20 protein-coding genes are annotated in these 25,643 nt (G+C 36.9%); 12 read left to right on the plus strand and 8 right to left on the minus strand.

The features are described 5' to 3' along the window. The first annotated feature begins 9 nt into the window (after positions 1 to 9). The 4 genes from ZPR_RS21415 to ZPR_RS21430 all read left to right on the plus strand — a co-directional run bounded on the left by ZPR_RS21415 (position 10) and on the right by ZPR_RS21430 (position 4,785). Positions 10 to 975 (plus strand): lysylphosphatidylglycerol synthase transmembrane domain-containing protein, encoded by a 966-nt coding sequence (locus ZPR_RS21415; protein WP_013073882.1) that lies wholly within the window; start codon positions 10 to 12, stop codon positions 973 to 975. A 33-nt stretch (positions 976 to 1,008) separates the two neighbouring features. Further along, positions 1,009 to 2,157 carry an alpha/beta hydrolase gene (locus ZPR_RS21420; RefSeq protein WP_013073883.1) on the plus strand — a complete coding sequence of 383 codons (1,149 nt, stop codon included), beginning with the start codon at positions 1,009 to 1,011 and terminating at the stop codon, positions 2,155 to 2,157. Between the two features lie 14 nt (positions 2,158 to 2,171). Then, a complete protein-coding gene (gene radA / locus ZPR_RS21425) occupies positions 2,172 to 3,536 on the plus strand; it encodes a DNA repair protein RadA (protein WP_041579342.1) in 1,365 nt (454 codons plus the stop codon). A 118-nt stretch (positions 3,537 to 3,654) separates the two neighbouring features. Further along, positions 3,655 to 4,785 (plus strand): M23 family metallopeptidase, encoded by a 1,131-nt coding sequence (locus ZPR_RS21430; RefSeq protein WP_013073885.1) that lies wholly within the window; start codon positions 3,655 to 3,657, stop codon positions 4,783 to 4,785. 255 nt (positions 4,786 to 5,040) lie between these two features. On the opposite strand, the gene ZPR_RS21435 is transcribed toward ZPR_RS21430, so the two are convergent. The 7 genes from ZPR_RS21435 to ZPR_RS21465 all read right to left on the minus strand — a co-directional run bounded on the left by ZPR_RS21435 (position 5,041) and on the right by ZPR_RS21465 (position 13,446). Beyond that, entirely contained in the window at positions 5,041 to 5,451 is a 411-nt protein-coding gene (locus tag ZPR_RS21435; protein ID WP_013073886.1) for a type II toxin-antitoxin system VapC family toxin, read from the minus strand. Continuing rightward, on the minus strand, positions 5,448 to 5,693 hold the full coding sequence (locus ZPR_RS21440) for a DUF6364 family protein (protein WP_041580175.1): 246 nt from the start codon (positions 5,691 to 5,693) through the stop codon (positions 5,448 to 5,450). The genes ZPR_RS21435 and ZPR_RS21440 overlap by 4 nt, the downstream gene beginning before the upstream one ends. Before the next feature lie 286 nt (positions 5,694 to 5,979). Further along, positions 5,980 to 7,017 (minus strand): NADP(H)-dependent aldo-keto reductase, encoded by a 1,038-nt coding sequence (locus tag ZPR_RS21445; protein WP_013073888.1) that lies wholly within the window; start codon positions 7,015 to 7,017, stop codon positions 5,980 to 5,982. Between the two features lie 142 nt (positions 7,018 to 7,159). Continuing rightward, positions 7,160 to 8,110: an OmpA family protein gene (locus ZPR_RS21450; RefSeq protein WP_013073889.1), complete on the minus strand. Its 951-nt coding sequence runs from the start codon at positions 8,108 to 8,110 to the stop codon at positions 7,160 to 7,162. 15 nt (positions 8,111 to 8,125) lie between these two features. After that, on the minus strand, positions 8,126 to 8,887 hold the full coding sequence (locus ZPR_RS21455; RefSeq protein ID WP_013073890.1) for an exodeoxyribonuclease III: 762 nt from the start codon (positions 8,885 to 8,887) through the stop codon (positions 8,126 to 8,128). Positions 8,888 to 9,225: 338 nt separating this feature from the next. Continuing rightward, positions 9,226 to 12,189: a GEVED domain-containing protein gene (locus ZPR_RS21460; RefSeq protein ID WP_013073891.1), complete on the minus strand. Its 2,964-nt coding sequence runs from the start codon at positions 12,187 to 12,189 to the stop codon at positions 9,226 to 9,228. Between the two features lie 567 nt (positions 12,190 to 12,756). Beyond that, positions 12,757 to 13,446 carry a zinc metallopeptidase gene (locus tag ZPR_RS21465; protein WP_013073892.1) on the minus strand — a complete coding sequence of 230 codons (690 nt, stop codon included), beginning with the start codon at positions 13,444 to 13,446 and terminating at the stop codon, positions 12,757 to 12,759. Positions 13,447 to 13,631: 185 nt separating this feature from the next. On the opposite strand from ZPR_RS21465, the gene pyrH reads away from it, so the two are divergent. The 8 genes from pyrH to ZPR_RS21505 all read left to right on the plus strand — a co-directional run bounded on the left by pyrH (position 13,632) and on the right by ZPR_RS21505 (position 24,786). After that, complete coding sequence (gene pyrH / locus ZPR_RS21470) at positions 13,632 to 14,339, plus strand: UMP kinase (protein WP_013073893.1); 708 nt, start codon at positions 13,632 to 13,634, stop codon at positions 14,337 to 14,339. A 30-nt stretch (positions 14,340 to 14,369) separates the two neighbouring features. After that, positions 14,370 to 14,924, plus strand: coding sequence for a ribosome recycling factor (gene frr, locus ZPR_RS21475; RefSeq protein ID WP_013073894.1), 555 nt, complete (start codon positions 14,370 to 14,372; stop codon positions 14,922 to 14,924). A 118-nt stretch (positions 14,925 to 15,042) separates the two neighbouring features. Next, positions 15,043 to 17,502 carry a DUF5686 family protein gene (locus ZPR_RS21480; protein WP_013073895.1) on the plus strand — a complete coding sequence of 820 codons (2,460 nt, stop codon included), beginning with the start codon at positions 15,043 to 15,045 and terminating at the stop codon, positions 17,500 to 17,502. Between the two features lie 77 nt (positions 17,503 to 17,579). Further along, on the plus strand, positions 17,580 to 20,015 hold the full coding sequence (locus tag ZPR_RS21485; RefSeq protein WP_013073896.1) for an efflux RND transporter permease subunit: 2,436 nt from the start codon (positions 17,580 to 17,582) through the stop codon (positions 20,013 to 20,015). Positions 20,016 to 20,071: 56 nt separating this feature from the next. Further along, positions 20,072 to 21,514, plus strand: coding sequence for an asparagine--tRNA ligase (gene asnS / locus ZPR_RS21490; RefSeq protein ID WP_013073897.1), 1,443 nt, complete (start codon positions 20,072 to 20,074; stop codon positions 21,512 to 21,514). Between the two features lie 243 nt (positions 21,515 to 21,757). Beyond that, positions 21,758 to 22,624 carry an RluA family pseudouridine synthase gene (locus ZPR_RS21495; RefSeq protein WP_013073899.1) on the plus strand — a complete coding sequence of 289 codons (867 nt, stop codon included), beginning with the start codon at positions 21,758 to 21,760 and terminating at the stop codon, positions 22,622 to 22,624. 84 nt (positions 22,625 to 22,708) lie between these two features. Next, the gene (rpoN, locus tag ZPR_RS21500) at positions 22,709 to 24,181 is read left to right on the plus strand and encodes an RNA polymerase factor sigma-54 (RefSeq protein WP_013073900.1); all 1,473 of its coding nucleotides are present in this window, start codon (positions 22,709 to 22,711) and stop codon (positions 24,179 to 24,181) included. After that, positions 24,181 to 24,786 (plus strand): hypothetical protein, encoded by a 606-nt coding sequence (locus ZPR_RS21505; protein WP_041579343.1) that lies wholly within the window; start codon positions 24,181 to 24,183, stop codon positions 24,784 to 24,786. The genes rpoN and ZPR_RS21505 overlap by 1 nt, the downstream gene beginning before the upstream one ends. On the opposite strand, the gene ZPR_RS21510 is transcribed toward ZPR_RS21505, so the two are convergent. Next, on the minus strand, positions 24,781 to 25,494 hold the full coding sequence (locus tag ZPR_RS21510) for a porin family protein (protein ID WP_041579345.1): 714 nt from the start codon (positions 25,492 to 25,494) through the stop codon (positions 24,781 to 24,783). The two genes, ZPR_RS21505 and ZPR_RS21510, sit on opposite strands and share 6 nt — an antisense overlap. Positions 25,495 to 25,643 lie beyond the last annotated feature (149 nt).

A 25,643-nucleotide genomic window follows, 5' to 3' on the forward strand; every position in this document is an offset into this window, starting at 1 on the left:
TTTGACTTTTTGAATACCAAGCTTAAAAAAATACTTAAAACTATTATTCCCCTTTTATTGGGGATTTTTTTAATCTGGTATAGTTACAACAGTGCAACACCGACTGAAAGAGCAGAACTTATTAGAAATATTAAAAAGGCTGATCCTTTTTGGGTAGGCCTTTCTTTGGTTTTAGGAACTCTTTCTCATCTCTCACGTGCTTACCGATGGAAGTTCATGCTGGAGCCTTTAGGCTACAAGCCTAAGTTTATAAATAGTTTTATGGCTTTAATGGCCGGATATCTGGCTAATTTAGGCATTCCAAGATCCGGGGAGTTCCTTAGGGCTGCTACGCTAAAAACCTATGAAGATATTCCTGTTGAAAAAGGATTTGGAACTATAATTTCTGAGCGACTTGCCGATTTAATTATTCTATTAAGCATTATTTCGCTTGCGGTAATTCTTCAAACCGATAACGTACTTACCTATTTTGCAGAGAATAACATTAATCCCATTTTCACAATAGGAGTTTTTGTAGTCTTAGTCATCCTAGGAACATTTAGCTTAATACTTATTAAAAAATCAAAACTTCCGCTACTTCGTAAAATTAAAGACTTTGCAAAAGGTTTGCTTGAAGGAATGCGCAGCATTTTAAAAATGCGGCAAAAATGGGCTTTTATATTTCATACCCTGTTTATCTGGATCATGTATGTAACGATGTTTTACGTAGCCACTTTTGCAATTCCTGAAACTACTAATGTAGGTTTTGGAGCCATTTTAGCCGCATTCGTGGTAGGTTCTTTTGCCATCTCGGTAACTAATGGCGGTATTGGTGTTTATCCTATTGCAATTGCTGGCGTCTTAACACTTTTTAGTATTTCCAGACAGGGTGGCGAAGCATTTGGCTGGGTTGTCTGGGCTTCCCAAACCTTCTTAAACCTTGTTCTAGGGGGACTTTCATTTATTTTCCTTCCAATCCTTAACAGAAGGAAATAATTATTTATATTGATCCTCGCTAAATAAACACCTATGATTAAAAAACTACTTTTAGCGGTAGTCATTATCTATCCGTGGATAATTTCTGCCCAAACCACCTATGAGACGATCTCTTCTGAAAAGCTTGGTACCAGCCGGGAAATTAAAATTCAGCTACCCAGAAATTACGAAGAAAACAAAGAAAAATTTTATCCCGTAATGCTAGTATTAGATGGCGATTACCTGTTTGAACCGGTTGCCGGGATGATCGATTATTACTCCTACTGGGAAGATGCTCCTGAGATGATTGTAATTGGTGTAAACCAGGGTCGTAGCCGTGAAGCCGACTCATATTATGATGAAGACCGTTATCTACCTAGCGAAAATGGTGCTGCTTTTTTTGAATTCTTGGGAATGGAATTAATGCAGAACATCGCAAACAAATATCGCGTGGCCCCTTTTCATGTAATCGTTGGCCATGATCTTACGGCTAACTTCATGAACTTTTATCTTTTAAAAGACAAACCGATTTTTGACGCCTACATCAATTTAAGTCCGGATTATGCCCCTAAAATGAATGTAAGATTAGGGGAGGTTTTTGAAAAAACCGATAAAAAAATATGGTATTACCTGGCCACGGGATCAGATGATATTCCGCAACTTCAGGAATCAATAAAAGCTTTTGACAGTCAGCTTCAAGAGGTCAATAATACACTTCTAAACTATAATTTTGATAACTTTGAAGGAGCTACCCATTACTCCCTGGTAGGAAAAGCAATTCCTTCAGCAATTGATAATATTTTTGAGATTTACAGGCCAATTTCACAAAAAGAATATCAAACAACATTACTTCAAACCAGTATAAGCCTTTCAGAATATTTACAAGATAAATACAATACGATCAACGAACTTTTTGGTCTTCAGAAACAAATTAGGCTAAATGATTTTTTGGCGATTAATCAGGCAATTGAAAAAACCAAACGTTGGGATGATTTTAAAGATCTAAGTAAAATGGCTGCAGAACATTATCCAAACACGATGCTAGCCACTTATTTTGAAGCCAGATGGGAAGAAGAAACCGGCAACCCGCAACGTGCCATGAAAACCTATCAAAAAGCCTATAGTCAAAAACCCATCTCTTTCTTAACAACAGATTATATGTTGGAAAGAGCCAATGAAATTAAAAAAGCCAACGGGTATTAATTATCTTTGTGGCTATGGCGAAGGTAAAAACAGCATATTATTGCCAAAATTGTGGCGCGCAGTATTCTAAATGGCAGGGACGTTGTAATTCTTGTGGAGACTGGAATACAATAGTTGAAGAGATTGTAGAGAAACCCGTTAAAAAAGACTGGACATCTTCCGCAAAAACCGAAGCGAAAAGAGCCGCTAAACCTTTGCGTTTAAATGAAATTGAAACTGCACCGCAATATCGCTGGAAAACCGGAAATAACGAATTAGATCGTGTTTTAGGAGGCGGACTTGTACCCGGCTCCTTAACACTTCTTGGCGGAGAACCAGGAATTGGAAAAAGCACACTATTACTTCAAATTTCATTAAGCTTTCCGTATAAGGTACTGTACGTTTCTGGAGAAGAAAGTCAGCAGCAAATCAAAATGAGAGCAGAGCGTATTGATCCAAATTCCACCAATTGCTATATTCTCACCGAAACCAAAACACAAAATATATTTAGGCAAATCGAAGAGGTTTCTCCTGAAGTAGTAATCATCGATTCGATACAAACATTGCATAGTGATTATATTGAAAGTGCTCCGGGAAGCATTTCCCAGATTCGTGAAACCACCTCTGAACTAATAAAATTTGCCAAAGAAAGTAATGTCCCTGTAATTTTGATTGGTCACATCACTAAAGAAGGGAGTATCGCAGGGCCAAAAGTTTTAGAGCACATGGTGGATACCGTACTCCAGTTTGAAGGTGATCGCAATCACGTTTACCGAATTTTGCGTTCTCACAAAAACCGATTTGGAAGCACCCATGAACTTGGAATTTATGAAATGCAAGGCAGCGGTTTGCGAGAAGTGAATAATCCTTCAGAAATATTAATCAGCAAAAATGACGAAGACCTAAGCGGCACCGCTATTGCCAGTACTTTAGAAGGGATGCGCCCACTAATGATCGAAATTCAGGCTTTGGTAAGCACCGCCGTATATGGAACTCCGCAACGATCTACTACGGGCTATAATGCCAAGCGATTAAATATGCTTTTAGCTGTTTTAGAGAAACGAGCGGGTTTTAAATTGGGTGCAAAAGATGTGTTCCTTAATATCACTGGCGGAATTAGTGTAGATGACCCTGCGATCGATCTTGCCGTTGTTGCCGCCATTTTGTCCTCCAACGAAGATATTTCGATAGAAAAGGACAGTTGCTTTGCCGCTGAAGTGGGTCTTGCCGGAGAAATTAGACCGGTAACCCGTGTAGACCAGCGAATTTTAGAAGCCGAAAAACTAGGGTTTGCCAGAATCATGATTTCCAAACAAAGTAAACTGCCAAAAGCTTCGTATAACATCCAGGTGATTAAAGTTTCCAAAATTGAAGATGTGGTGAGTCAGCTTTTTGCATAATTATGGCATAATTGCTGCTTTTAAAGATACACAATACGTAGCGAGTAATGCTGAAATTCTTAAACAGTAACACCCCAACTTTTTCTTAATCTCGAATATCGAGGAAAAAAATGAGAATTTGAATTTAAAGAAGAGCATATATTACCTCATTATAGCATTAATTTGCACCTCCTGTTCCCGCTTAAACAAAGCGACCGATTTTATTACAAATCCCAGTGCTAAAGAAATTTATAAACGGGATTACAATATATCAGATCAATTATTCTCGCTGTGGGAAGGACAAATTAAAATTGGTTTGCAGGATAGTTTAAAAATTGAATTGCCTTATGCCGAAAGTGGGAAGTTTATGCCCCGATCTTTTCCCGTATATGCCTACGAAATGAATTTAAATCCGGGAGAGGTTTTTAATTTAGAAATTTTCACCGATTCTGTAAATGATCTTGTTTTTATCGATTTTTACCGGATGACATTAGATAGCATTCAAAGTTTCAATAAAATTGAAAGTGCTGAAATTGACCAGAAAATGTTTCAATATGAAATTAAGGAATCTGGACTTTATAAAATAGTAATTCAGCCTGGGATAGAGACGCAATCCGACTTTGTACTGAAATTCAATAAAAAACCGGCCTATTTTTTCCCGGTAGCCGATGGAAAAAACAGTGCCATTCAGAGTTATTGGGGAGCTAAACGAGATGGCGGAGCCCGAAGTCATGAGGGAATAGATATTTTTGCTGACCGGGGGACTCCTGTACTTGCAGCCACCAACGGCCGTATTGGTTTTACCGGAGAAAAAGGTCTGGGTGGAAAACAGGTATGGTTACGAGATACAAAAAGAGGACAGTCTTTATATTACGCGCATTTGGATAGCATTTCAAAAACCTCTGGAAGTGTAAAAAAAGGAGACACTTTGGGTTTTGTTGGCAATACGGGAAATGCCAGAACCACCCCTCCGCACCTGCATTTTGGTATTTATAAGCGTGGCGCAATAAATCCGCTCTATTTTGTTTACCAGCATGAAAACTTCACACCAGAAATCACAGCATTCGATAAAAATTCGACCAGTTTACTTACAAAAAGTAGTGTCGCAAACCTTCGCAATCAGCCTAACACTTCAACCTCCCAAATTTTAGGACAGGCAAAAAATAAAGATACGCTTCAGCTTTTAGGGAAAACCGGTGATTGGTTTCATGTCCGACCTAAAAACAAAAGCGCATCTTTTGTTCATGAGAGTTTAGTGGCTCCGTTATAATTTAGCTCTTAGCTATTAGCGTTCAGCATATAAATTGTTTATAAACTAAAAATCCATCATTTCGAGAGAGGCCCGATTCGAGATGTTTCGTCTTGACTCTTGTTTCCTGAAGCGAAGCGTCTTTTTACTTTTTAATCGCTGAATATTTAAAATCCATACAGTTATTAAAATCATCTCCACATACCTCACATTTCCAAACTATTACATCGAAAAACTAGGATTAAAAACATCTTTGTTAGCTACTGGCAAAAATTACTAAGACGCCAAATATTCTTTAGCAGTCAATACTGGTAATTTCGAGTTTTTAAAATCTTTTCTATTTCTTGTTATTATTATTTCAATATCATTTTCAATTGCTGAATAATATTGCAATCCATCTTCAAAATCAGGAAAACTCTCGTCACTTAATGCTAATTCAATAATTTTATTATCCAAACTTAAAACTTCAACAAGTACTTTAAACTTTCTGAGAATTTCTCTGGCTTCCTTTAGTGATTTTAACTTGGTTAGAATGTAATTTGTATTTGCAAAAGTTAATGAAGAAATGCTTAGTTTTATTTCTTGTTTATCTGCCTGAGTAAATAGTTTTGCAGCTTCATTGTAAAATCCTTCTCTTTTTGAAAGTAAATCGATCACGATATTAGTATCTATTAATATTCTTTTCATTTATATTTTTCGATCAAATATTCTGTATAATCATCTTTTGGTTCGTAGTTCTCATCAACCGAGATGACACCGCTTAAACTTTTCACAAGTGGAGAAATTTCCAATTCTTTCTTTTCTTCTTTAGTTAAAGATCCAAGATAAGATTCTATTAATTTTGATAAACTAATATTATTGGCTTTTGCATATGTTTTTGCATTTTCTATAATGCCTTCACTGAGGCTTAATGTCAATTTTTTATCCATCATAAATTGCTTTACGTATAAATATATTTAATTATTACGTAAAATTTTAAAAAGATCTTGATTTTTTCCTTGTGCTAACGGCAATATGTCTTAAAACCTATTGTGACATGATTCACACATAGGACTAAAGTCTCCTTCCAGACCATTCCACTAAATAACTAGGATTAAAAATTCAGTATTCAAGCATTATTTGAGGTTCAGGATTTTTTAGACCATTCAATTTAAAAAGTTCCCTCTTTCTGGAGTTAAACCTTGAACTTTCAACTTTTCACTTTCAACTTTTATCTTAAGGTGCCGGATTTGGGTATTTTTCATGTACTTTTTCGATATCCTCCAACACTTCCGCAGAAAGCTCAAGATCGATACTTCCGATATTTTCCTTAAGTTGCTCCATTTTTATAGCACCAATAATATTGCTGGTTACAAAAGGCTGCTGATTCACAAAAGCCAACGCCATTTGGGTCATCGAAAGTTCATGTTTTACCGCAACTTCTTTATAGGCTTTGGTCGCCGCTACAGCTACTTCACCTGAATATCTTTTATACTGCGGAAATAAACTTAACCGTGTATTTTCTACAATTCCGTTAAGGTGTTTTCCAGAGAGCGTACCCATACCTAGTGGTGAATAAGGCAATAATCCAGCATTTTGACGATGAAGCACTTCGGTAAGGCCAATTTCGTCTTTTCGGTTTAATAAGCTATAGGGATTCTGAACCGTGATCATTTTCGGTAAATCATGAAGTCGGCTTTCCTCTAAAAACCTACTTAGTCCATAAGCAGTTTCATTGGATAACCCAATATGACGAATTTTACCTGCTTTCACCAGTTCCTGAAGATTCTCCAGAACTTCTTTAAAATTATCTTGCCATTTTTCATCTTCTTCATGTTTATAACCACGTTTCCCAAAGAAATTAGTATTACGCTCTGGCCAATGTAGTTGATATAAATCCAGATAATCGGTGTTTAAACGCTTTAAACTTTTATTCAAAGCATCGTTCAATGCTTCTTTACTAAAGCCCATATTTTCTCTAATATGAGAAACCATATCAGCAGGTCCGGCAACTTTAGAAGCCAAAACAATATCTTCTCGTCTCCCGGTTTTCTTTAGCCAGCTACCAATTATTTTTTCAGTACTTCCCTGCGTTTCTGGTTTTGCAGGTACCGAGTACATTTCAGCAGTATCTAGAAAATTTACCCCTTGATCCAGTGCGTAATCGATTTGCTCGTGTCCTTCAGCTTCAGTATTTTGTTCTCCCCAGGTCATCGTACCCAGGCAGATCTTACTTACTTTTATATCGGTATTTGGTAATGTAGTGTATTTCATTTTAAAAATTTTTAGAAAAAATAATCGCCGAAAATGGCGAATTTCAAACAAAGATTAAAAAAGAAATGTCCTTCTGAAAACTTCAAAAGGACATTTCAATATTATTAACTTTCTGCAGAAAATTAATTTTGATAAAGAAACATTAGTCTACTTCATTTAAAAGCTTCGTTACCTCATCTAATTTTGGCGTTAAGATTACCTCAATTCTTCGGTTCTTCGCTTTTCCTTCTGCAGTATCATTAGTTGCAACAGGAGCATATTCACCACGACCGGCAGCGGTTAAGTTTTGTGGATCGATATTACTGTTTTCTCTTAAAATCTGTACGATAGCTGTGGCTCTTTTTGTGGAAAGATCCCAGTTATCTTTTAACGGACCGTTACCACCATAAGGCACATTATCCGTATGGCCTTCTATTAATACGCTAATATCCGGATTTTGGGCCAAGACACTTCCTAACTGATTTACCGCCTGGCGACCATCAGCGTTCACCGCCCAGCTACCAGAATTAAAAAGTAACTTATTTTCCATAGAAACATATACTTTCCCATCGCGTTGTTCTACCGTAAGTCCTTTTCCTTCAAAATCGGTTAAAGCTTTTGAAATTGCATCTTTTAAAGCGTTCATTTTAGCATCTTTGGCCGCAATTAAGCCTTCCAGTTCGTCGATGCGTTGCGAACGTGCCGCTAAATCTTTCTGTAACTTTTCTAACCTGGCCTGCTCGGCTGCCAGCGTTTTCTCTTTCTCTTCAAGCTGTGCCAGTAACTCACGATTTTGGCGGGAATTTTCTGCAATTGCTGCTGAAGAATTTTTCTCTAAAGCATCATAAGAACTTTTCAGATTCTCGTAATTAGATTGCAGACTGGCCAGATCATTTTTAAGTTTATCCCTTTCTGCAGTTAAGCTTTCGTGTTCGGCTTTTAATTCCGCAAGCTCTTCATCAACACCTTTTAGTCGATCTAACTCGCTTTTTAATTCGCGGTTATCCCGTTTTAGATCGGCATGACGACTTTCCAGATCTTTATACACTTTTGAAGAAACACAGGAAGTAAGCATTAAAACACTTCCTGAAATGGCCAATAGGGTTCTTTTCATTGTTAATTTATTTAATTATTCAAGCTCTACTAATATAGGACAATGATCGCTATGATAGGCTTCTGGTAATATAACGGCACGTTTTAATTTTTCTTGTAAAGGTGCTGCAACTAAATTATAATCTATTCTCCAACCTTTGTTATTCGCCCTAGCATTGGCTCTATAACTCCACCAAGAATATTGATCGGGTTCATCATTAAAATACCTAAAACTGTCTATAAAACCACTTTTCATGAAATTATCAATCCATTCTCGCTCTACAGGTAAAAAACCAGACACATTTTTAAGTCGAACAGGATCATGAATATCTATTGCTTCGTGACAGATATTATAATCTCCACAAATAATCAGATTTGGAATTTGCTGTTTCAAACTATCAATATACTGCTGAAAATCATCCATATACTGAAGCTTATGCTCCAAACGATTAATATTTGTTCCTGAAGGCAAATATAAACTCATTACAGAAAAATCACCAAAATCGGCTCTTATGTTTCGGCCTTCATCATCCATATAATCGATACCTGTACCGTATTCTACATGATTAGGTTCGGTTTTACTTAAAATCGCTACTCCGCTATATCCTTTTTTCTTCGCGGGATACCAATATTGATAAGGGTAACCAGCATCGGTAAATTCCTCTAAATTTAATTGATCTGGCTGGGCTTTTATCTCCTGCAGGCACACCACATCTGGATTCGCCTGCTGTATCCAATCTAAAAAACCTTTTCTTATTGCCGCCCGTATTCCGTTTACGTTATAGGAAATTATTCTCATTTTTATTGATTTTGGGCAAAAATAAGGCCTTTAATTAGTTTTTCAGAATATCATAAACTATCATTTTACCAGAAGCTTGTTGCATTTCGATACCATAAGTTGTCTTTAATTCTGAATCTATCCCCACCGGGTAGGTTAAGGCTACTTTTTCAGAGAATTCTTCAACTGTTTCTTTATCATCAAATACGATAGCAATAACTCTTATAATAAGGATATTTAGCCTTTATTTGATTGAAATCCGGCGTCGCTATCACACAAGGAGCACAATCACCAACTTTCAAATCTTAGCTAAAAGTAAATACTAGTAAAAAGAACCATTTTTAAACATAAGCATCTATTTATTTTACGATAAACCGCTTCACTTTCCCTACTTTTCGAGTTCCAATACGTACCAGATAAACACCACGCGCAGCGTAAGACATATCTAAATCGTAAACATAACCATCACCAGTGTTTTCAACTTTATTTTCCAGCATTTTCTGCCCGAGTACATTATGCACTGTAATACGTAACGGCTCGGCAAAACTGGTTTCCAAAACAACGCGATAATGCCCCTTATATTCATCTAATACCATCAGTTCGGCATCGTTTAGGATAAAATCTTTGATATCTAAATTACTGTCTATAATATTTACCGAATAATCGTGAGTGGTCCCATACGTCATCACATCACAAGGACTATTTAAATCCCCTTCATATCGGGTATCACCTGCTCTAATCCTTAACAAATGTTGGCCCAAAGGTGCATTATCAGGAAGGTTAAAATCGAAAGCAAAAGAGGTATTTGGCTGAGTTAAGGCTTTTGAAGTAATTAATCGCTCATCATCATCAAACTCGCCATTATCATCTAAATCTATCCACATAGAAAATTTTTCTTCATCAGCTTCTGCCTGAAAATAAGTTTCTACGGTTACTGTAAAAGTCTGCTGAGAACGGTCTAAATTGGTTGAAGAACTTACAAAATCGCCATATCCATTATTACAGGGAATTCTTTCATTCAAAATATCGCCCAACTGAAAATAAGAAATCCCATCACCAAAATCACAGTCTGATCCCTCTGGGATACAATTAAGATTGGCTATGGAAGCTTCCTCTACATCATTAGAAGGATCAAAATCCTCCTGCAGACTGGTTCCCGAACTTAATCTATAACGTCCATCTACAGAAAGATTAGCGGTTTGCTGAAAATTATAAACTATGTTCGTTCCCACTTCAATAGTTCCCTGAAACTTTTCTTCTACCCGATTATTATTCCCTATTTGATACCAAACGGGAATATTGCTTTGCGGTTCACCCCCAAAATTTTCGATGGTTACGGATACCTCTTCATTTCTTCCAAGATTCTCTGAAGTTATTGGTGCATTAATAGAGGTCACCCCAACATCGCGAGGAGGCAGGTTTCTAATCACCCTGGTAATCGTATCGTTAGCCGGGTTTTGATCTCCATCCAAATTGGTTCGTACTGCAATTTCATAAGATCGTCCTATTTCGGAGAGATCGGCAGTTCTCGAAAAAGTAAAGTCTACAGAAGAAGCACCTTCAATACTCTCGGGATAAATTTCTGTAATGGTCTGACCGTTTAAATAATAACTTACAGGAATATCAGATTGAGTTCGTGCTCCAAAGTTTCTTATTTTTACCGTAATCTGCTCATTTGCACCCAGCGTTGCATCAACTGGAGATACAATTTCTGTAATCCCAACATCGCTTAATAAATCTGAAGCTACTCTAAAAACGCCTATATGGTTAAACCTGTCTTCCCCTTTAAAATATTCTGCATTATGCCAAAAAGTAATTCCATCTGCAGGGTCTACCGTTAAATGGGCATAATCCCCATACCTGGAACTGGGATTAGGACTTCGGCCTTCAACAAAACTCTGTTCTTCCAGCGTCATTATTCCCCGCTCATCATTGGCATATCTCCCGGTATACCTTATGGAAGGATAAACAGGATTGGCAGGACTATCATCTAAAACGGTAAAACCTAAACCTATATTTCCCTGGTCATCAATACCAATACTCCCGCTAAACCGGTCACTTTTATCGGGCGCATAAGTTCCTTCCTGATAAACGCTCCATTTACCGCCATCACTATTTTGGCGCAACTCATACCATCTAATCCCTGCATGCTCTGCCAAAGTGGGATCTACATCCACAACAAAATTCATAACTACCGAGTTATGATCTGGAAATCTTCGGTATTGGGTCATATACATCATGGTGGCCTGTAGCGCATCAATCTCTGGCCCATTTCCGGGTTGCGATAAGTTACTAAAAGCACCGCCGTCAAAAGTAGCAGTAAACGGTGACACTCCGCTCGCTAAACCTAATTCCTGCGATTCCTCTATGGTAGAGTTCTCTAAATTTTCCCAGTCTACATTTACCAGCCATATTTTTAAATGATCTTCTGGCACTCCGGCCCAGGCATCATCCTGAAGATAAATTATTGGGGCATTTCCTTTAGGCGGCATGGTGTTTCCCATCGCATTAAAACCAGCGGGACTATAAAAACCATTGGTTTCTATTCCAGGTAACGGAAAAGATACAAACTGAGCGGTTGCCCCCATTAACATTTGGTCACGCTCCATCACATAAATCACCTGATTCTCATCTGCAGTATTCGAATTCTTATTAGTAGTAATATAATACCCATCACTCCACACCGAAATTTTTGGATAATCTGGCAAAACACCATTGGTTGAAAAACGATACGTATACCAGCCATCGTTTACAGGATCAGGTCCGCGCGAAACAGCGATTAAGAAACTCTCTGGAGTATCGCTAAACTGACTTATTAAATAGCGATCTGCAAATTGATCGTAAACCACAATGGGATCACCCAAAGTTTCATTTTCAAACTCTCCACCAATACTCGCCAATGAAGCAGGAGGCATTAATAAATTCCCCTCTTTATCATAAATCGAAAAAGCAGAATTCCAAGCATTTAGATAATGATTTAAGCCGGCTACTCCAGTAGGATCTGAAGGTGTAGAACGTGTCCTTACCGCATCAAAATTTAGAATTGGCGCTTTGGATGGAATGCTTCCTTTTTTGCTTTGTAAGGCCGCATCAACTCCTTTTGGATATCCCTTTCCGGGTACAACTTTATTAATCCCACGATTTCTGGGGTTATAAATTTTATGTTCATCTTTAGGAGGTATCAATCTACTTTCTGAAATAGCTGCAGAAAAAAGCGCTTGAGCCGAATCTCGAAAAACAGGCTTAGCAATATTTCCTTGGGCATAAAAGTTTAGTTTGAAAAACAAAAATAGCAGTAGTAAAAAAAACAGTTTATTGTTCATCAGAGCATTTTAGATCGTCGCATATAATTCAAAATTAACGAATAATGAAGTATATCACCTAAAATAATTCAGCAATTACAGGTGAGTGGTAAAATCAAGCTCCTCGAGGAAAGACTTATGAAGTAAGAATTGGAAGAACTCTTTATAATTTTCCGGAATTCTAATAATCATCGGGTAGGTTACTATAACCTTTTTGACGAAAGAGATTGTCTTAAAAATAGCCAAAAACGACATTTCGAACCTTCCTCGCCAAGAGGCGGGTAGAGCGAAGCGGAACGGAGAAATCTTAATTTTAAAAATAAAATATAAAAGATCTCTCCACTCCAATCGAGGATAACGCCCTTTTCAATCAATATTCAAAATTTAAGATTTAGATCTTGATTTTTGAATGGTCTCGTACGTTGTAAACCATAAACTAATTAAGACAGAGCTGAAATTTCTATTTTGATTGGGATTTCTCCATTCCACTGACCTTCAGTCGAAATGATCTTGAATTAATTTTCCAATTTGGAAAATTAAAATAATAAGGACTTACTTTCTAACTTTAAAATACTCCTTGAAATTAATCTAATCCCGAGATCCCATAAATATTCCAACAAAATATAATAGGGTTGCTAAAGATCCCAAAGCAGCTACCACATAAGTTCTGGCTGCCCATTTAAGAGAATCCTGAGCGGCATCATGCTCCTGCCTTGTAAGCATGTTTTCGGTTTCTAACCAGGTCAAAGCACGGTTACTTGCATCGTATTCTACTGGCAGTGTTATAAAACTAAACAAGGTCCCTAGTCCAAAAAGCACAATCCCGATAAAAAAAATGGTAGGACCTAAAGTACTGGTATAAAGCAATACTAAACCGGCAAGTATTACCCATTGTGACAAATTAGAAGCGACACTTACTACAGGTACCAGTGCACTTCGCATTTTTAACCAACTGTACGATTTTGCATGTTGTACGGCATGCCCACATTCGTGTGCAGCCACTGCAGCCGCTGCAGCATTTCTTTGCGAGTACACCCCTTCACTTAGATTTACTGTTTTCTTATTCGGGTTGTAGTGATCTGAAAGCATCCCTGGAGTAGAGATTACTTTTACATCATAAATACCGTTATCACGTAACATTTTCTCGGCAATTTCTTTCCCACTCATTCCATTTTGCAGGTGCATTTTGGAATAATTCTTAAACTTGCTTTTAAGCTTATTGCTTACATACAGGCTCACGATAAACATGATTCCTGCTATCAAATAATATCCAATCATTTCTTATTTCTTTTTCAACTTTTATTATTTTAAAAATAACAAAAATCCAGCCATTTTAAATACAGACGACACTTTGGCAAGCATTTTAAATACTAAAATACTCTTAAGATTTAGAATTTTAATTGATAAGATTTTTCAAATTAAGATATTAGCTATATTTGCAGCACTCATCTTTAAAACTAGCCATGCAATACAAAAGAGTTCTTTTAAAATTATCTGGAGAAGCACTAATGGGAAACCGCCAATATGGTATCGATCCCGAAAGACTGGCAGAGTATGCCGAGGAAGTTAAATCTGTAACCAACCAGGGAGTAGAAGTAGCGATTGTAATTGGTGGAGGTAACATTTTTAGAGGAGTTGCCGGTGCTAGTCGCGGGATGGATCGTGTACAGGGTGACCACATGGGAATGCTAGCTACGGTAATTAACGGCCTGGCACTACAAAGCGCGCTTGAAGACGCCGGTATCCAAACCAGATTACAATCTGCAATTAAGATTAACGAAGTAGCCGAACCTTTTATACGAAGAAAAGCCATTAGGCACTTAGAAAAAGGGCGTGTTGTGATTTTTGGAGGAGGCACAGGAAATCCCTATTTTACAACAGATTCTGCCGCTGTGCTAAGAGCGATTGAAATAAAAGCCGACGTAATCTTAAAAGGGACACGGGTAGACGGAATTTACACTGCAGATCCCGAAAAAGATAAAAAAGCAACAAAATTTGATTTTATATCGTTTGACGACGTGATTAGAAAAGGGCTTAAGGTAATGGATACCACTGCATTTACCCTTAGCCAGGAAAACGAATTACCAATTATTGTTTTTGACATGAATACTCCTGGGAATTTAATGAAGGTAGTGACCGGGGAGAACGTAGGAACAAAAGTAAATTTATAAAACCAGAAGATACAGTTTAAATAACACACCATGGAAGAGGAAATTGAATTAATCATAGATTCTGCTGAAGAAGGGATGCAAAACGCAATCTCTCATCTTAATAAACAATTGCTAAATATTAGAGCGGGTAAGGCCAGCCCAAGTATGCTAGGAAGTGTAATGGTAGAATACTACGGTTCTTTAACCCCTTTAAATCAGGTTGCCAATGTAAACGCACCAGATGCCAGAACAATTTCTGTTCAGCCTTTCGAAAAAGGGAGTATTCCCAATATCGAAAAAGGAATTTTACAGGCTAACCTTGGCTTTAACCCAATGAATAATGGTGAAAGCGTAATTATTAGCGTACCACCTTTAACAGAAGAACGTCGTAAACAATTGGTAAAACAAGCTAAATCTGAAGCTGAAGATGCCAAAGTAGGGGTAAGAAACGACCGTAAAACTGCTAATAACGAATTAAAGAAAATTGAAGTTTCTGAAGATCTTCAAAAAAATGCAGAAGCAGATATCCAGGAGCTTACTGATAAATATATCGCCAAAATAGACCGCATTTTAGAAGCTAAAGAAAAAGAAATTATGACCATATAACTATGAAATTAATTTCTTTATATATAGTCAAATTGGGCTTACTTTTTACTGTTTGTAAGCAAGCCTAATTTGGCTTTTTTTGTGCATCATTGTTACAAACCATCACCAGGAATAATATATGCGATTAGTTTTCACCTTTGTTTTTATTATTACCGGTTTTCTTGCCAATGCACAACAAATCCCGGGAAAAGTAATCAATGCCATTACGGGAGAGGCTTTAGCCTATGCTAAAATAAGCCTGCCGCAGGATACGCCCATTTTATCCAAAAGAGACGGTAGCTTTCAGCTTAACCTTAATGGAAAGGAATCCTTAAAAATTTCGGTATCCTATCTGGGTTTTTATACCCGCGAGTTTACTATTTCGGAAAAAAATAAAAGCGTACTACTTCAACTTTATCCCGATTACGAAAAATTAAACACGGTTTACATTTCTTCCCCCAGAAATCCGGCAAATAAACTCATTGAAAAAGCTATTGAAAACAGGAAGATAAACGACCCTAAAAAGGCCTTAGAGGGCTTTACACATCAGTCTTATTCTAAGTTTCTTATTGATAATGATAAAAATCCTATCCAACTTGCTACCGACAGCACAAACAGCGAAATCGCAACAATCGTAAATACTGCTCGGGCTTATCTTTCAGAAAAAATCACCCTACATCACTTCAATCAAAAACAAGGTAACAAAGAAGAGGTTTTGGGTTTAAAAACTGCCGGCTTTAAAGAACCTGTTTATGAGGTATTAACCATGGATATTTATCCTACCTCATTTTATGAAGATGAGTACTCCATTTTTAAAACGGAATACGCCGGCCCCCTGGCAAAAAATGCCCTCAAAAATTATGAATATCGCATTTTAGATACTTTAAACACAACGCGTCCTTCATACCTGGTATACTTTAAACCTAAGCGCGAAAAAGTGGTACCTGGCCTGGAAGGAGTAATTTATCTTGATACGGTTAACTACGGTATTCAGAAAACCGAAGCACGGATAATTGGCGAAATCGATCTGGAAATTCATGAAGATTATGAGTTTAATCCTTCAGAAGAAGTTTGGCTGCTTCAAAAAAGAGATATCAAAATCAGACCAGGAAGCGGAGGAAAAGATATTTCGGTTTTTGGTGGAAATATTTCTTTAGGAACCATTCAGCGTAGACTATCCATTTCCAGTATCTTCGATAATGATCCTATCGATACGAACCTATACCTGGATGCCACTACGGTAAACTATAATTACCAACTCAACCTTAGCCCTCAAATAAAAGAAACTTCAGCAAAAATAGTAGTAGAGCCAAAAGCTAATGATCGTGAGCCATCTTTTTGGAGTGATAACCGCAAAGAACCCTATACCGCAAAAGACCAGGCTACTGCTATTTATGTAGATAGTATTATTAAAACCCGCAATATTGAACGAAAGATTCAAGTTAAAAAAGCCATGGCAAATGGCTATTATCCTTTAGCTTTTTGGGACTTGGAGCTAAGTAAGCTTTTTAAGTATAATAATTTTGAAGGTATTAGATTGGGTATCGGAGGAAAAACCAACGATCATATTTCGAACAAATTTAATATTGGCGGTTATTTCGTTTATGGTTTTGGAGACCAGAAAGCAAAATATAATATTAACACCAGCATTTATTTAAACAAATCAACAAACACCAACCTAAAATTAGGTTATACCAGGGATATCAAAGAAGTAGGAAGTTTTGATTATTTAAAAGCACCGCCAAAATTTTACTTGATAGAGCCCAGATTTGTTAATATTAATTTCTTCTATAATTATAAACAATATTATGCCGGTTTGGAGCATCGCATAATCCCACAATTATCTTCGGAAATACGTTTTAGCCAAACCAAAGTTTTTGACGTTAGGGACTATGTTTTTTTATACAACGGTAAACTCTATCCGGAATATACGGTAAGCACTGCGGGTATTTCATTTAGCTGGGAGCCATTTAACAATTATCTAAAAACTCCGGAAAGTGATATTTTAATTGAGCGGAATTATCCTAGAATAACAGCGCAAATTGATAAAGGCTTTGCCGATGTGGCCGAGGGTGATTTTAATTTTTTAAGAACCGGACTAAAATTAGAATATACGATTCGCAGATTAAATCTTTCCAGAACAGAATTTATTTTAGAAGGAAATTATGCTACCGGAACCTTACCATTAACGCACACTTTCCATGCTTATCCAAACTCATCAAGACAGGAAGCAGTTTTAAAACGATTTTCGATTGCAGGGAAAACCAGCTTCGAAACCATGTACTATAACGAATTTTATAGTGACCGTCTTGCTATGTTGCATATGAGACATCAATTAAGGCCTATAAAATTTTCCAGTTTCTTCCAACCTGAAATTGTATTGATAAGCCGCCATGCTATAGGGGATATAGGTCATAAAGACCGCCACCAGAACATCGATTTTAAAAGTCTGGACCAGGGCTACTCTGAAGTTGGACTGGAAATTAACAAAATAATCTCTGGCTTTGGGCTTTCTACCGCCTATCGTTATGGCGGATATCACCTACCTGGCTTTAGCCAAAATTTTGCACTTAAATTCACCTTAAACATTAAGTTTTAAATTAGCCGAGTTTAATTCTCAAAAACCTGATTTTTAGGTTGTCTTTTGTTACCTTTGCGCGCGCTTAAAAATTACGCATGTCTAAGATTTTTACCTTCGGCTTTTGGAATTCTGTTGCCCGCCTTATTTTACGTAACAGAATTATCATTATTTTACTCATTTTGGCCACTACCGTATTTTTTGCTTCACAGTGGAAAAATATGAGATTTTCTTTTACCGAAGCCAACTTACTCCCAGACGATCATGAGGTAAATCAGGAATATAATGCCTTTTTAGAAAAATTTGGTGAAGAAGGGAACCTGATCGTGATGGGAATAAAAGATTCTTCCCTTTTTACTGAAAAAAATTACCAGGCCTGGAAGGCATTAAATGATAGTCTGCAAAAATTCCCAGAGGTAGATTATGCCATTTCCATAGGAAATTTAAAAAAGCTTGAAAAATTTGAAGATCCCAAGCGCTTCCAGATGGTTCCTTTTATTACTGAAGCCAATCCTGATAGTCTTGAGCTGGCGAATTACGAAAACGAACTCTTTACCAAACTCCCGTTCTACGAAAACCTGGTATACAGTGCGCATTCTAATACCATTCAGTCTGCTTTATACCTCAATAAAGCAATTGTAAATTCTAAAGCCAGAAAAGATTTTGTGATCGATAACCTTGATCCTATGATCAAAAACTTCGAATCGCAAACCGGTATCGATGTGCGTGTTTCAGGGATGCCTTACATTCGGACACTGAATTCTCAAAATATAATTGATGAAATCGGACTCTTTATCGTTGCTGCTTTAGGAGTTACTTCTCTTATTTTTTTCTTCTTTTTCAGATCAGTAAGAGCAACGGTAATTTCTATGGTTACCGTATGTATTGGCGTAATGTGGGCTTTTGGAACTATTGGTTTACTACATTATGAAATTACGGTTTTAACGGCGCTTATCCCTCCGTTAATCATTGTAATTGGTATTCCTAACTGTATTTTCCTAATCAACAAATATCAGCAGGAAATACAAAAACACGGAAATCAGGCAAAATCCCTGCAACGTGTTATTGCTAAAGTTGGTAATGCCACCCTGATGACGAATATCACCACAGCTTCAGGATTCGCAACCTTTATTTTAACCGAAAGCAAGCTATTGAAAGAGTTTGGTATTGTTGCTTCCATTAATATCGTGGCCATCTTTATTCTTTCGCTGCTGATTATCCCGGTGATTTATAGCTATATGAAAATTCCAAAGTCTAAACACTTAAAGCACCTTAACAGGCAGTGGATAGGCAGCTTTGTTGGATGGATGGAGAAAATGGTTCGGAATCATCGAATAGCAGTATATTTTACCGCAGTCGGCCTTTTAGCTGTTAGCATTATCGGAATTTACAATATTCGGATTTCAGGAAGTCTTCTGGAAGATATGCCACAACAAGCCGACTTCTTTAAAGATGTAAAATTCTTTGAAGAGGAATTTGACGGAATTATGCCTTTAGAAATCGTAGTAGATACCAAAAGACCCCGTGGTGTATTAAAGTCTTCTACTTTAAAAAAATTAGAGCAACTTGAGGACCTAATTGCGGAAGAGCCTGAACTTTCACAACCCTTATCCATCACCCGACTGGTAAAATACAGTAAACAAGCTTATTATAACGGCAACCCCAAATATTATCAGTTACCCTCTTCACAAGAGCAAAATTTCATTTTACCGTATACCAAAAACATGAAGGGTAATGATAATCTGGTAAACACGTATATCGATTCTACCGGCCGATTTGCCAGGATTACCACTTTTATGAAGGATATAGGTACCGACAAAATGGAAAAAATAGAAGATAAGCTGTGGCCCAACATCCATAAAATTTTCCCTGAAGATCGCTATGAGGTGAGTATGACTGGTAAAGCCCTGGTTTTCCAGAAAGGAACAACCTATTTGGTACACAATCTTGTGCTCTCACTATCCTTGGCCATTGTGCTTATTGCTTTATTGATGGCCTGGATGTTTAGATCCTTCAGAATGATCTTGATTTCCTTAGTACCTAACCTTTTACCATTGCTAATTACGGCAGGAATGATGGGATTCTTAGGCGTACCTATCAAACCTTCTACTATTTTGGTATTTAGTATTGCCTTTGGAATATCTGTTGATGACACCATTCACTTTTTAGCCAAATATCGGCAGGAACTTAAAGCAAACGACTGGAAAATTAAACGCTCGGTTTATGCGGCACTCCGGGAAACCGGTGTAAGTATGTTTTATACATCGATCGTTTTATTCTTTGGATTCTCTGTCTTTATGATTAGTAGCTTTGGAGGTACCGTAGCCCTGGGCGGTCTGGTTTCGGCCACCTTACTTTTTGCCATGCTTTCTAACTTACTGTTATTACCATCCTTACTGCTTTCGCTGGAAAGAAGCATCGCAAACAAAGAAACTCTAAAGGAACCGTCAATGCGAATTATTGCCACGCCAGAAGATGAAGAAGAAATTTCTAAAGACGACGAAGAATACAAAAACCAGAAAAACAAAAACTAAAGCTTAGTCCTTAAAGGGAAAATTTTATATTTGTTTCTTTTCTAAATCTAAAATAAATGATACAGGCTAAAGTTGCTGAAATACTAGAAAGTGACCAGTTTTTACAGGAATTTAAAGTTAGCGGATGGGTACGTTCGTTTAGAAGTAATCGCTTTGTTGCGCTAAATGACGGATCGACCATTAATAACATTCAGTGTGTTATAGATTTTGAAAAATTTAATCCTGAAACATTAAAAAGAATTACCGTTGGTGCGGCCATTAGCGTAAAAGGTATTCTTAAAGAAAGTGAAGGAAAACAGCAACGCGTAGAAATTGATGTGAAAGCAGTAAGCATTCTTGGAGATGCGAATCCTGAAGAAGTGAAACTTACCATACTTTCCCCAAAGCGTCATAGTTTAGAAAAACTTCGAGAGCAGGCACATCTAAGAGTACGCACCAATACTTTTGGCGCTATCATGCGCGTTCGTTCAAAGCTATCTTTTGCAGTACATAGCTATTTTCAGCAAAATAATTTTTACTATGTGAATACCCCAATCATTACGGGTAGCGATGCGGAAGGAGCTGGAGAAATGTTTAAAGTGACCAACTTTGATCTTAAAAATCCACCCAAAAATGAGGATGGAAGCATAGATTACAAAAAAGATTTCTTTGGAAAAGAGACTAATCTTACGGTTTCTGGACAGTTAGAAGGAGAAACTTACGCTCTTGGCTTAGGCCAGATCTATACTTTTGGACCAACTTTTAGGGCTGAAAATTCGAATACCTCTCGTCACCTCGCTGAATTCTGGATGATTGAACCAGAGATCGCCTTTTGTGACCTGGACGGTAATATGGATCTTGCTGAAGATTTTATAAAATATGTGGTTAGCTATGTGCTTGAAAATTGCAAAGACGACCTTGAATTCTTAGAACAGCGCCTGGCCAATGAAGACAAGGCAAAACCTGCAGCCGAGCGAAGTGAAATGGGACTTATAGAGAAATTAAAGTTTGTTTTAGAAAACAACTTTAAACGTGTAAGTTATACCGAAGCTATAGATATTCTTAAAGACTCAAAACCGAATAAAAAGAAGAAATTCAAATATATTATTGAAGAATGGGGTGCAGACCTACAAAGTGAGCACGAACGTTATTTGGTAGAGAAGCATTTTAAATGCCCGGTAATTTTATTTGATTATCCCGCTAAAATCAAGGCATTTTACATGCGCTTAAATGAAGACGGAAAAACTGTTAGAGCTATGGATATCCTTTTCCCTGGAATTGGAGAAATCGTTGGTGGTTCTCAAAGAGAAGAGCGTTTAGATGTACTCAAAGAAAAGATGGCAGAATTAGGAATCGAGGAAAAAGAACTTTGGTGGTATTTAGACACCCGAAAATTTGGAACTTGTGTTCACAGTGGCTTTGGACTTGGTTTTGAACGTTTAGTACAATTTGTTACAGGAATGGGCAATATCAGAGATGTAATTCCTTTCCCAAGAACACCACAAAGCGCCGAATTTTAAAAACATTGTTTTTTTATATAAGATCAAACCTCACAGGCTTCAAAACCTGTGAGGTTTTTTCTTTAGAATACTATTGCTTATTTTACAGCATGAAAGAATCTAAATCATCCATCAAGACAATAAAAGCTTTTAATTTTATGTAAGTTATTGGTTTGATGGCTTCAGTATTTATTCTTTTAAGATTATCATTTTCACCGTTAATGCCGCTATACAAGGCTGGTATAATCCCATATCGTATAATCCTTGAAAATTAAAGAAATACATATTGTTCCACAGCTTTCGGAGAAAATTAGATTACAGGAATATGCTGCAAGCATATTTACATCGATCACTACCAGAAGTGCTGTTAAAAAAGCTATTAAAAAACAACAAATTTTAGTTGACGGCGAAATTGGACAAACCGGAGACTGGATTTTAGAGGGGCAGCAAATCGAATTGCTTCAGCCCCAAAAACAACAAAAAGTTTTCGAATTAAGACTTGAAGTTATTTACGAAGACGATCATATTGCCGTGATCAATAAACCTGCGGGGTATCCCACCAGTGGAAATTACCATAAAACCATAAAAAATGCTCTGCCTTTTAATCTACAAGCTTCAAAAGAAATAGACAAATTAGAAATTCCTCAACCGGCACATCGACTGGATAATCCAACAAGCGGGATTTTACTTTGTGCCAAAACAAACAAGGCTTTAATCGAATTAAACAGGCAATTTCAGGATAAAGAAATTCAAAAAACATATATAGCCATTGTTGAAGGATGCTTTCCAGAAGAACAACAAATATTTAATGACGAGATTGAAGAAAAACAAGCCACAACCGCAGTGAAACTTTTGGGAACAATAATGTTTAAAAGTGCCAAATTAAGCCTTTTAGAAGCAAAACCTTTAACCGGCAGAACGCATCAGATAAGAATACACCTGGCAAAAAACGGGTTCCCTATTTTAGGGGAAAATTTATACGGGTCTCCCGCTATACCCTTCAAAAAAGGTTTGTTTTTAACTTCAATCGCAGTGAATTTCAAACACCCAACAGGTTCTGCACAACAATATTTTAAGATTGATTTTCCGAAGAAATTCAAAAGATTTACAGACAATCTTGAGCATAGTTAACAAAATTTTACCACAATCATCTACTATGCCAAACTGCAATGAGCGAACATTTCCGTATTTTTGTGAGTAAAGGAAAATATTTTTATGCTAAAACAGCAATTAAATTTTAAGTTATCACAAAAGCTATCTCCGCAGCAAATCCAGTTGATGAAGCTTATTCAATTGCCCACACAGGCTTTTGAACAGCGTATTAAGCAGGAAATCGAGGAAAATCCCGCTTTAGAAACCGGGAAGGATGAGCAGCGCGATGAATATGACTATGAGGATGAATATGATAACAGAGATTCTGAAGCTGAATTCGACGATAATAACGAGATCGATGCAGAAGATATTAATGTTGATGAATATTTAAGTGATGATGAAATACCCAGCTATCGCTTACAGGCCAATAACTATAGTGCGGATGACGAAGAGAAACAAGTTCCTTATGCTGCCGGAACTTCGTTCACCCAGCACCTTAGAAATCAGTTAAACACCTTTAGATTTGATGATACCGAGTTTGAGATTGCTGAGTTTTTGGTAGGAAGTATTGATGAAAGCGGCTATATAAGGAGAAACATTCCTGACGTGGTCGATGACCTTGCCTTTACGCAAAATGTTTATACCGACGAACCAACTGTCGAAAAAGTCCTTAAAAAGGTTCAGGAATTAGATCCTGCAGGAGTTGGGGCACGTTCGCTTAAGGAATGTTTGCTAATTCAGCTAAAAAGAAAAGATCCCACCAGAGCAGTAACTTTAGCTTCAGATATCATAGAAGAATCTTTCGATCAGTTCAGTAAAAAACATTATACCAAACTGCTTTCGAAGCACGATATTTCTGAAGATGAACTTAGAGAAGCTATTGAAGTGATAAGTCACCTAAACCCAAAACCGGGTGGTGCTTATTCTGGAAATACTAGAATGGTAGAACATGTTATTCCAGACTTCACTATTAAAATTGTTGATGGGGATCTGGAGCTTAGCTTAAACGGAAGAAATGCTCCAGAGATGCATGTTTCCAGGGATTATAGCAATATGCTTAAAGGCTATAAAGAAAGTAAGAAAAAAACCAAGGAGCAGAAGGATGCCGTAATGTTTATTAAACAGAAGCTGGATGCGGCAAAGTGGTTTATTGAAGCCATAAAACAACGCCAGCAAACACTGATGGTTACCATGAGTTCAATTATGCATTATCAAAAAGAATATTTCTTGACGGGCGACGAGCGTAACCTTAGACCCATGATCTTAAAAGATATTGCTGATGAGATCGAAATGGATGTTTCAACCGTATCCAGAGTTGCCAATAGTAAATATGTGGATACTCCTTACGGCACCAAATTAATAAAAGAATTCTTCTCTGAATCCATGAAAAATGATCAGGGCGAAGACGTTTCTACCAGAGAAATAAAGAAAATCCTTGAAATGTCTATTGAAGAGGAAGATAAAAGAAGACCACTAACAGATGAGAAACTTGCGAAAGTCTTAAAAGACAAAGGTTATCCTATCGCAAGAAGAACAGTAGCCAAATACAGAGAACAATTAGACATTCCAGTAGCGCGCTTACGTAAAGAAATTTAATGAAAGGAATCCTTAAGCTGGCCTCATACGTTTTTCACCCTATTTGGATGCCATTTCTAGGGAGTTTATTATATTTTGAACTTACCCCAAGGTTTTTTCCTGAAGAGGTCATCAAAGCGAAATTATTAGCGATCTCGATTATTACTATTTTTATTCCGATCGTTTTCTTTTTTTTGCTAAAAAACCTGGGAAAGGTTACCAGTATGTCCCTATCCAAAGTAGAAGAGCGAAAATGGCCGCTTTTCTTTTTTGCCATACTTACACTAATGGTACTGAATCAAATTCTGGATCGTTATAATTATCCTGAAATTTACTTTTATTTTCTCGGCATCCTTGGAGCTGATATAATCGCTTATCTTTTTACTCTTTTTCGTATAAAAATAAGTTTACATATGATGGGACTGGCCGGTTTCACCATGTTTTTAATTGCATTTAGCCGCTATTTTCATATCAATTTAATATTGGCCACTTCAGGATTATTAATTGCCCTGGGATTAACCGCAAGCTCACGCTTATACTTTAAAGCGCATACTAACCTGGAATTAATTTTAGGCATTATAGCAGGTATTTTACCACAATTACTATTTTTCTATTACTGGTTATAAAATATAAAACATCAACCCAACCCGCAATGTAGAAACTCCAAAGGTCTCACCATCTACAGCGGCATTATCGAAAAATGGATTTAAGCTATAATAAATCTGAAAATTAAAAGTACTATATCCAAAAGTAAAACTAGTACCTAATCTAAAGCGTTCTAATTCTGGCACATCACTTTGCTTAACCACATTAGCATTCTGCCTAAAAACCGATCTAAAATGATAAATATAGCCTAGTTTTAGGCCCGCATAAATTCGCCAGAATTTGTAGGAGGAAAAAGTAGAAGTTCTCCATCGAAACTGGATAGGTGCCTCTACCAAAAAAGTGCTAAAGCGATTAGAATCATAATCGATATTATCTTGACTAAGATTCCTAAAAATAGTTTCTCCATTTTCATTTTCTCCTATAAAGAGATTTTGGCCAAAACTATCGAAAGCTAGTCCTAATCCCACACCTATACCGATATTTCTATTTTTATTAAAGGGAATATCACGAATAAACCCACCACTCAATCCGGCAGAAAAGCCGTTTTGATCCATAAATTGCGGTCGATCGGTAATAAAATTAAAAGTTAATCCAAAATAAAATTGATCTTCTCGATAACTGCTATCGATAACAGTAGGAATACTGTCTGCAAAAGCAGGGTTGGTTTCCTGCGCTTTGGCCTTACTACCTATGATCAAAATTAGAATTATAAGATACCAGTATCTCATGCTAAGGATAAAATTAAATTAAAACTAAACTACCTAAGGGAAAGCCTATATCGCATTTATTTGAAAATTACTTTTCATTTTGAAGTAGGCTTCAGAGCGTTTATTTAGAATTATAAAGTAAATATAAAAAAACATCCCATCCTGAAATC

Source organism: Zunongwangia profunda SM-A87 (assembly GCF_000023465.1).
Lineage (GTDB): Bacteria > Bacteroidota > Bacteroidia > Flavobacteriales > Flavobacteriaceae > Zunongwangia > Zunongwangia profunda.

Coding starts and splice junctions, on each gene's coding strand:
- ZPR_RS21420 (WP_013073883.1), top strand. CDS start 1,009: ATGATTAAAAAACTACTTTTAGCGGTAGTCATTATCTATCCGTGGATA.
- radA (WP_041579342.1), top strand. CDS start 2,172: ATGGCGAAGGTAAAAACAGCATATTATTGCCAAAATTGTGGCGCGCAG.
- ZPR_RS21435 (WP_013073886.1), bottom strand. CDS start 5,451: ATGAAAAGAATATTAATAGATACTAATATCGTGATCGATTTACTTTCA.
- ZPR_RS21440 (WP_041580175.1), bottom strand. CDS start 5,693: ATGGATAAAAAATTGACATTAAGCCTCAGTGAAGGCATTATAGAAAAT.
- ZPR_RS21445 (WP_013073888.1), bottom strand. CDS start 7,017: ATGAAATACACTACATTACCAAATACCGATATAAAAGTAAGTAAGATC.
- ZPR_RS21450 (WP_013073889.1), bottom strand. CDS start 8,110: ATGAAAAGAACCCTATTGGCCATTTCAGGAAGTGTTTTAATGCTTACT.
- ZPR_RS21455 (WP_013073890.1), bottom strand. CDS start 8,887: ATGAGAATAATTTCCTATAACGTAAACGGAATACGGGCGGCAATAAGA.
- ZPR_RS21460 (WP_013073891.1), bottom strand. CDS start 12,189: ATGAACAATAAACTGTTTTTTTTACTACTGCTATTTTTGTTTTTCAAA.
- ZPR_RS21465 (WP_013073892.1), bottom strand. CDS start 13,446: ATGATTGGATATTATTTGATAGCAGGAATCATGTTTATCGTGAGCCTG.
- pyrH (WP_013073893.1), top strand. CDS start 13,632: ATGCAATACAAAAGAGTTCTTTTAAAATTATCTGGAGAAGCACTAATG.
- frr (WP_013073894.1), top strand. CDS start 14,370: ATGGAAGAGGAAATTGAATTAATCATAGATTCTGCTGAAGAAGGGATG.
- ZPR_RS21480 (WP_013073895.1), top strand. CDS start 15,043: ATGCGATTAGTTTTCACCTTTGTTTTTATTATTACCGGTTTTCTTGCC.
- ZPR_RS21485 (WP_013073896.1), top strand. CDS start 17,580: ATGTCTAAGATTTTTACCTTCGGCTTTTGGAATTCTGTTGCCCGCCTT.
- asnS (WP_013073897.1), top strand. CDS start 20,072: ATGATACAGGCTAAAGTTGCTGAAATACTAGAAAGTGACCAGTTTTTA.
- rpoN (WP_013073900.1), top strand. CDS start 22,709: ATGCTAAAACAGCAATTAAATTTTAAGTTATCACAAAAGCTATCTCCG.
- ZPR_RS21505 (WP_041579343.1), top strand. CDS start 24,181: ATGAAAGGAATCCTTAAGCTGGCCTCATACGTTTTTCACCCTATTTGG.
- ZPR_RS21510 (WP_041579345.1), bottom strand. CDS start 25,494: ATGAGATACTGGTATCTTATAATTCTAATTTTGATCATAGGTAGTAAG.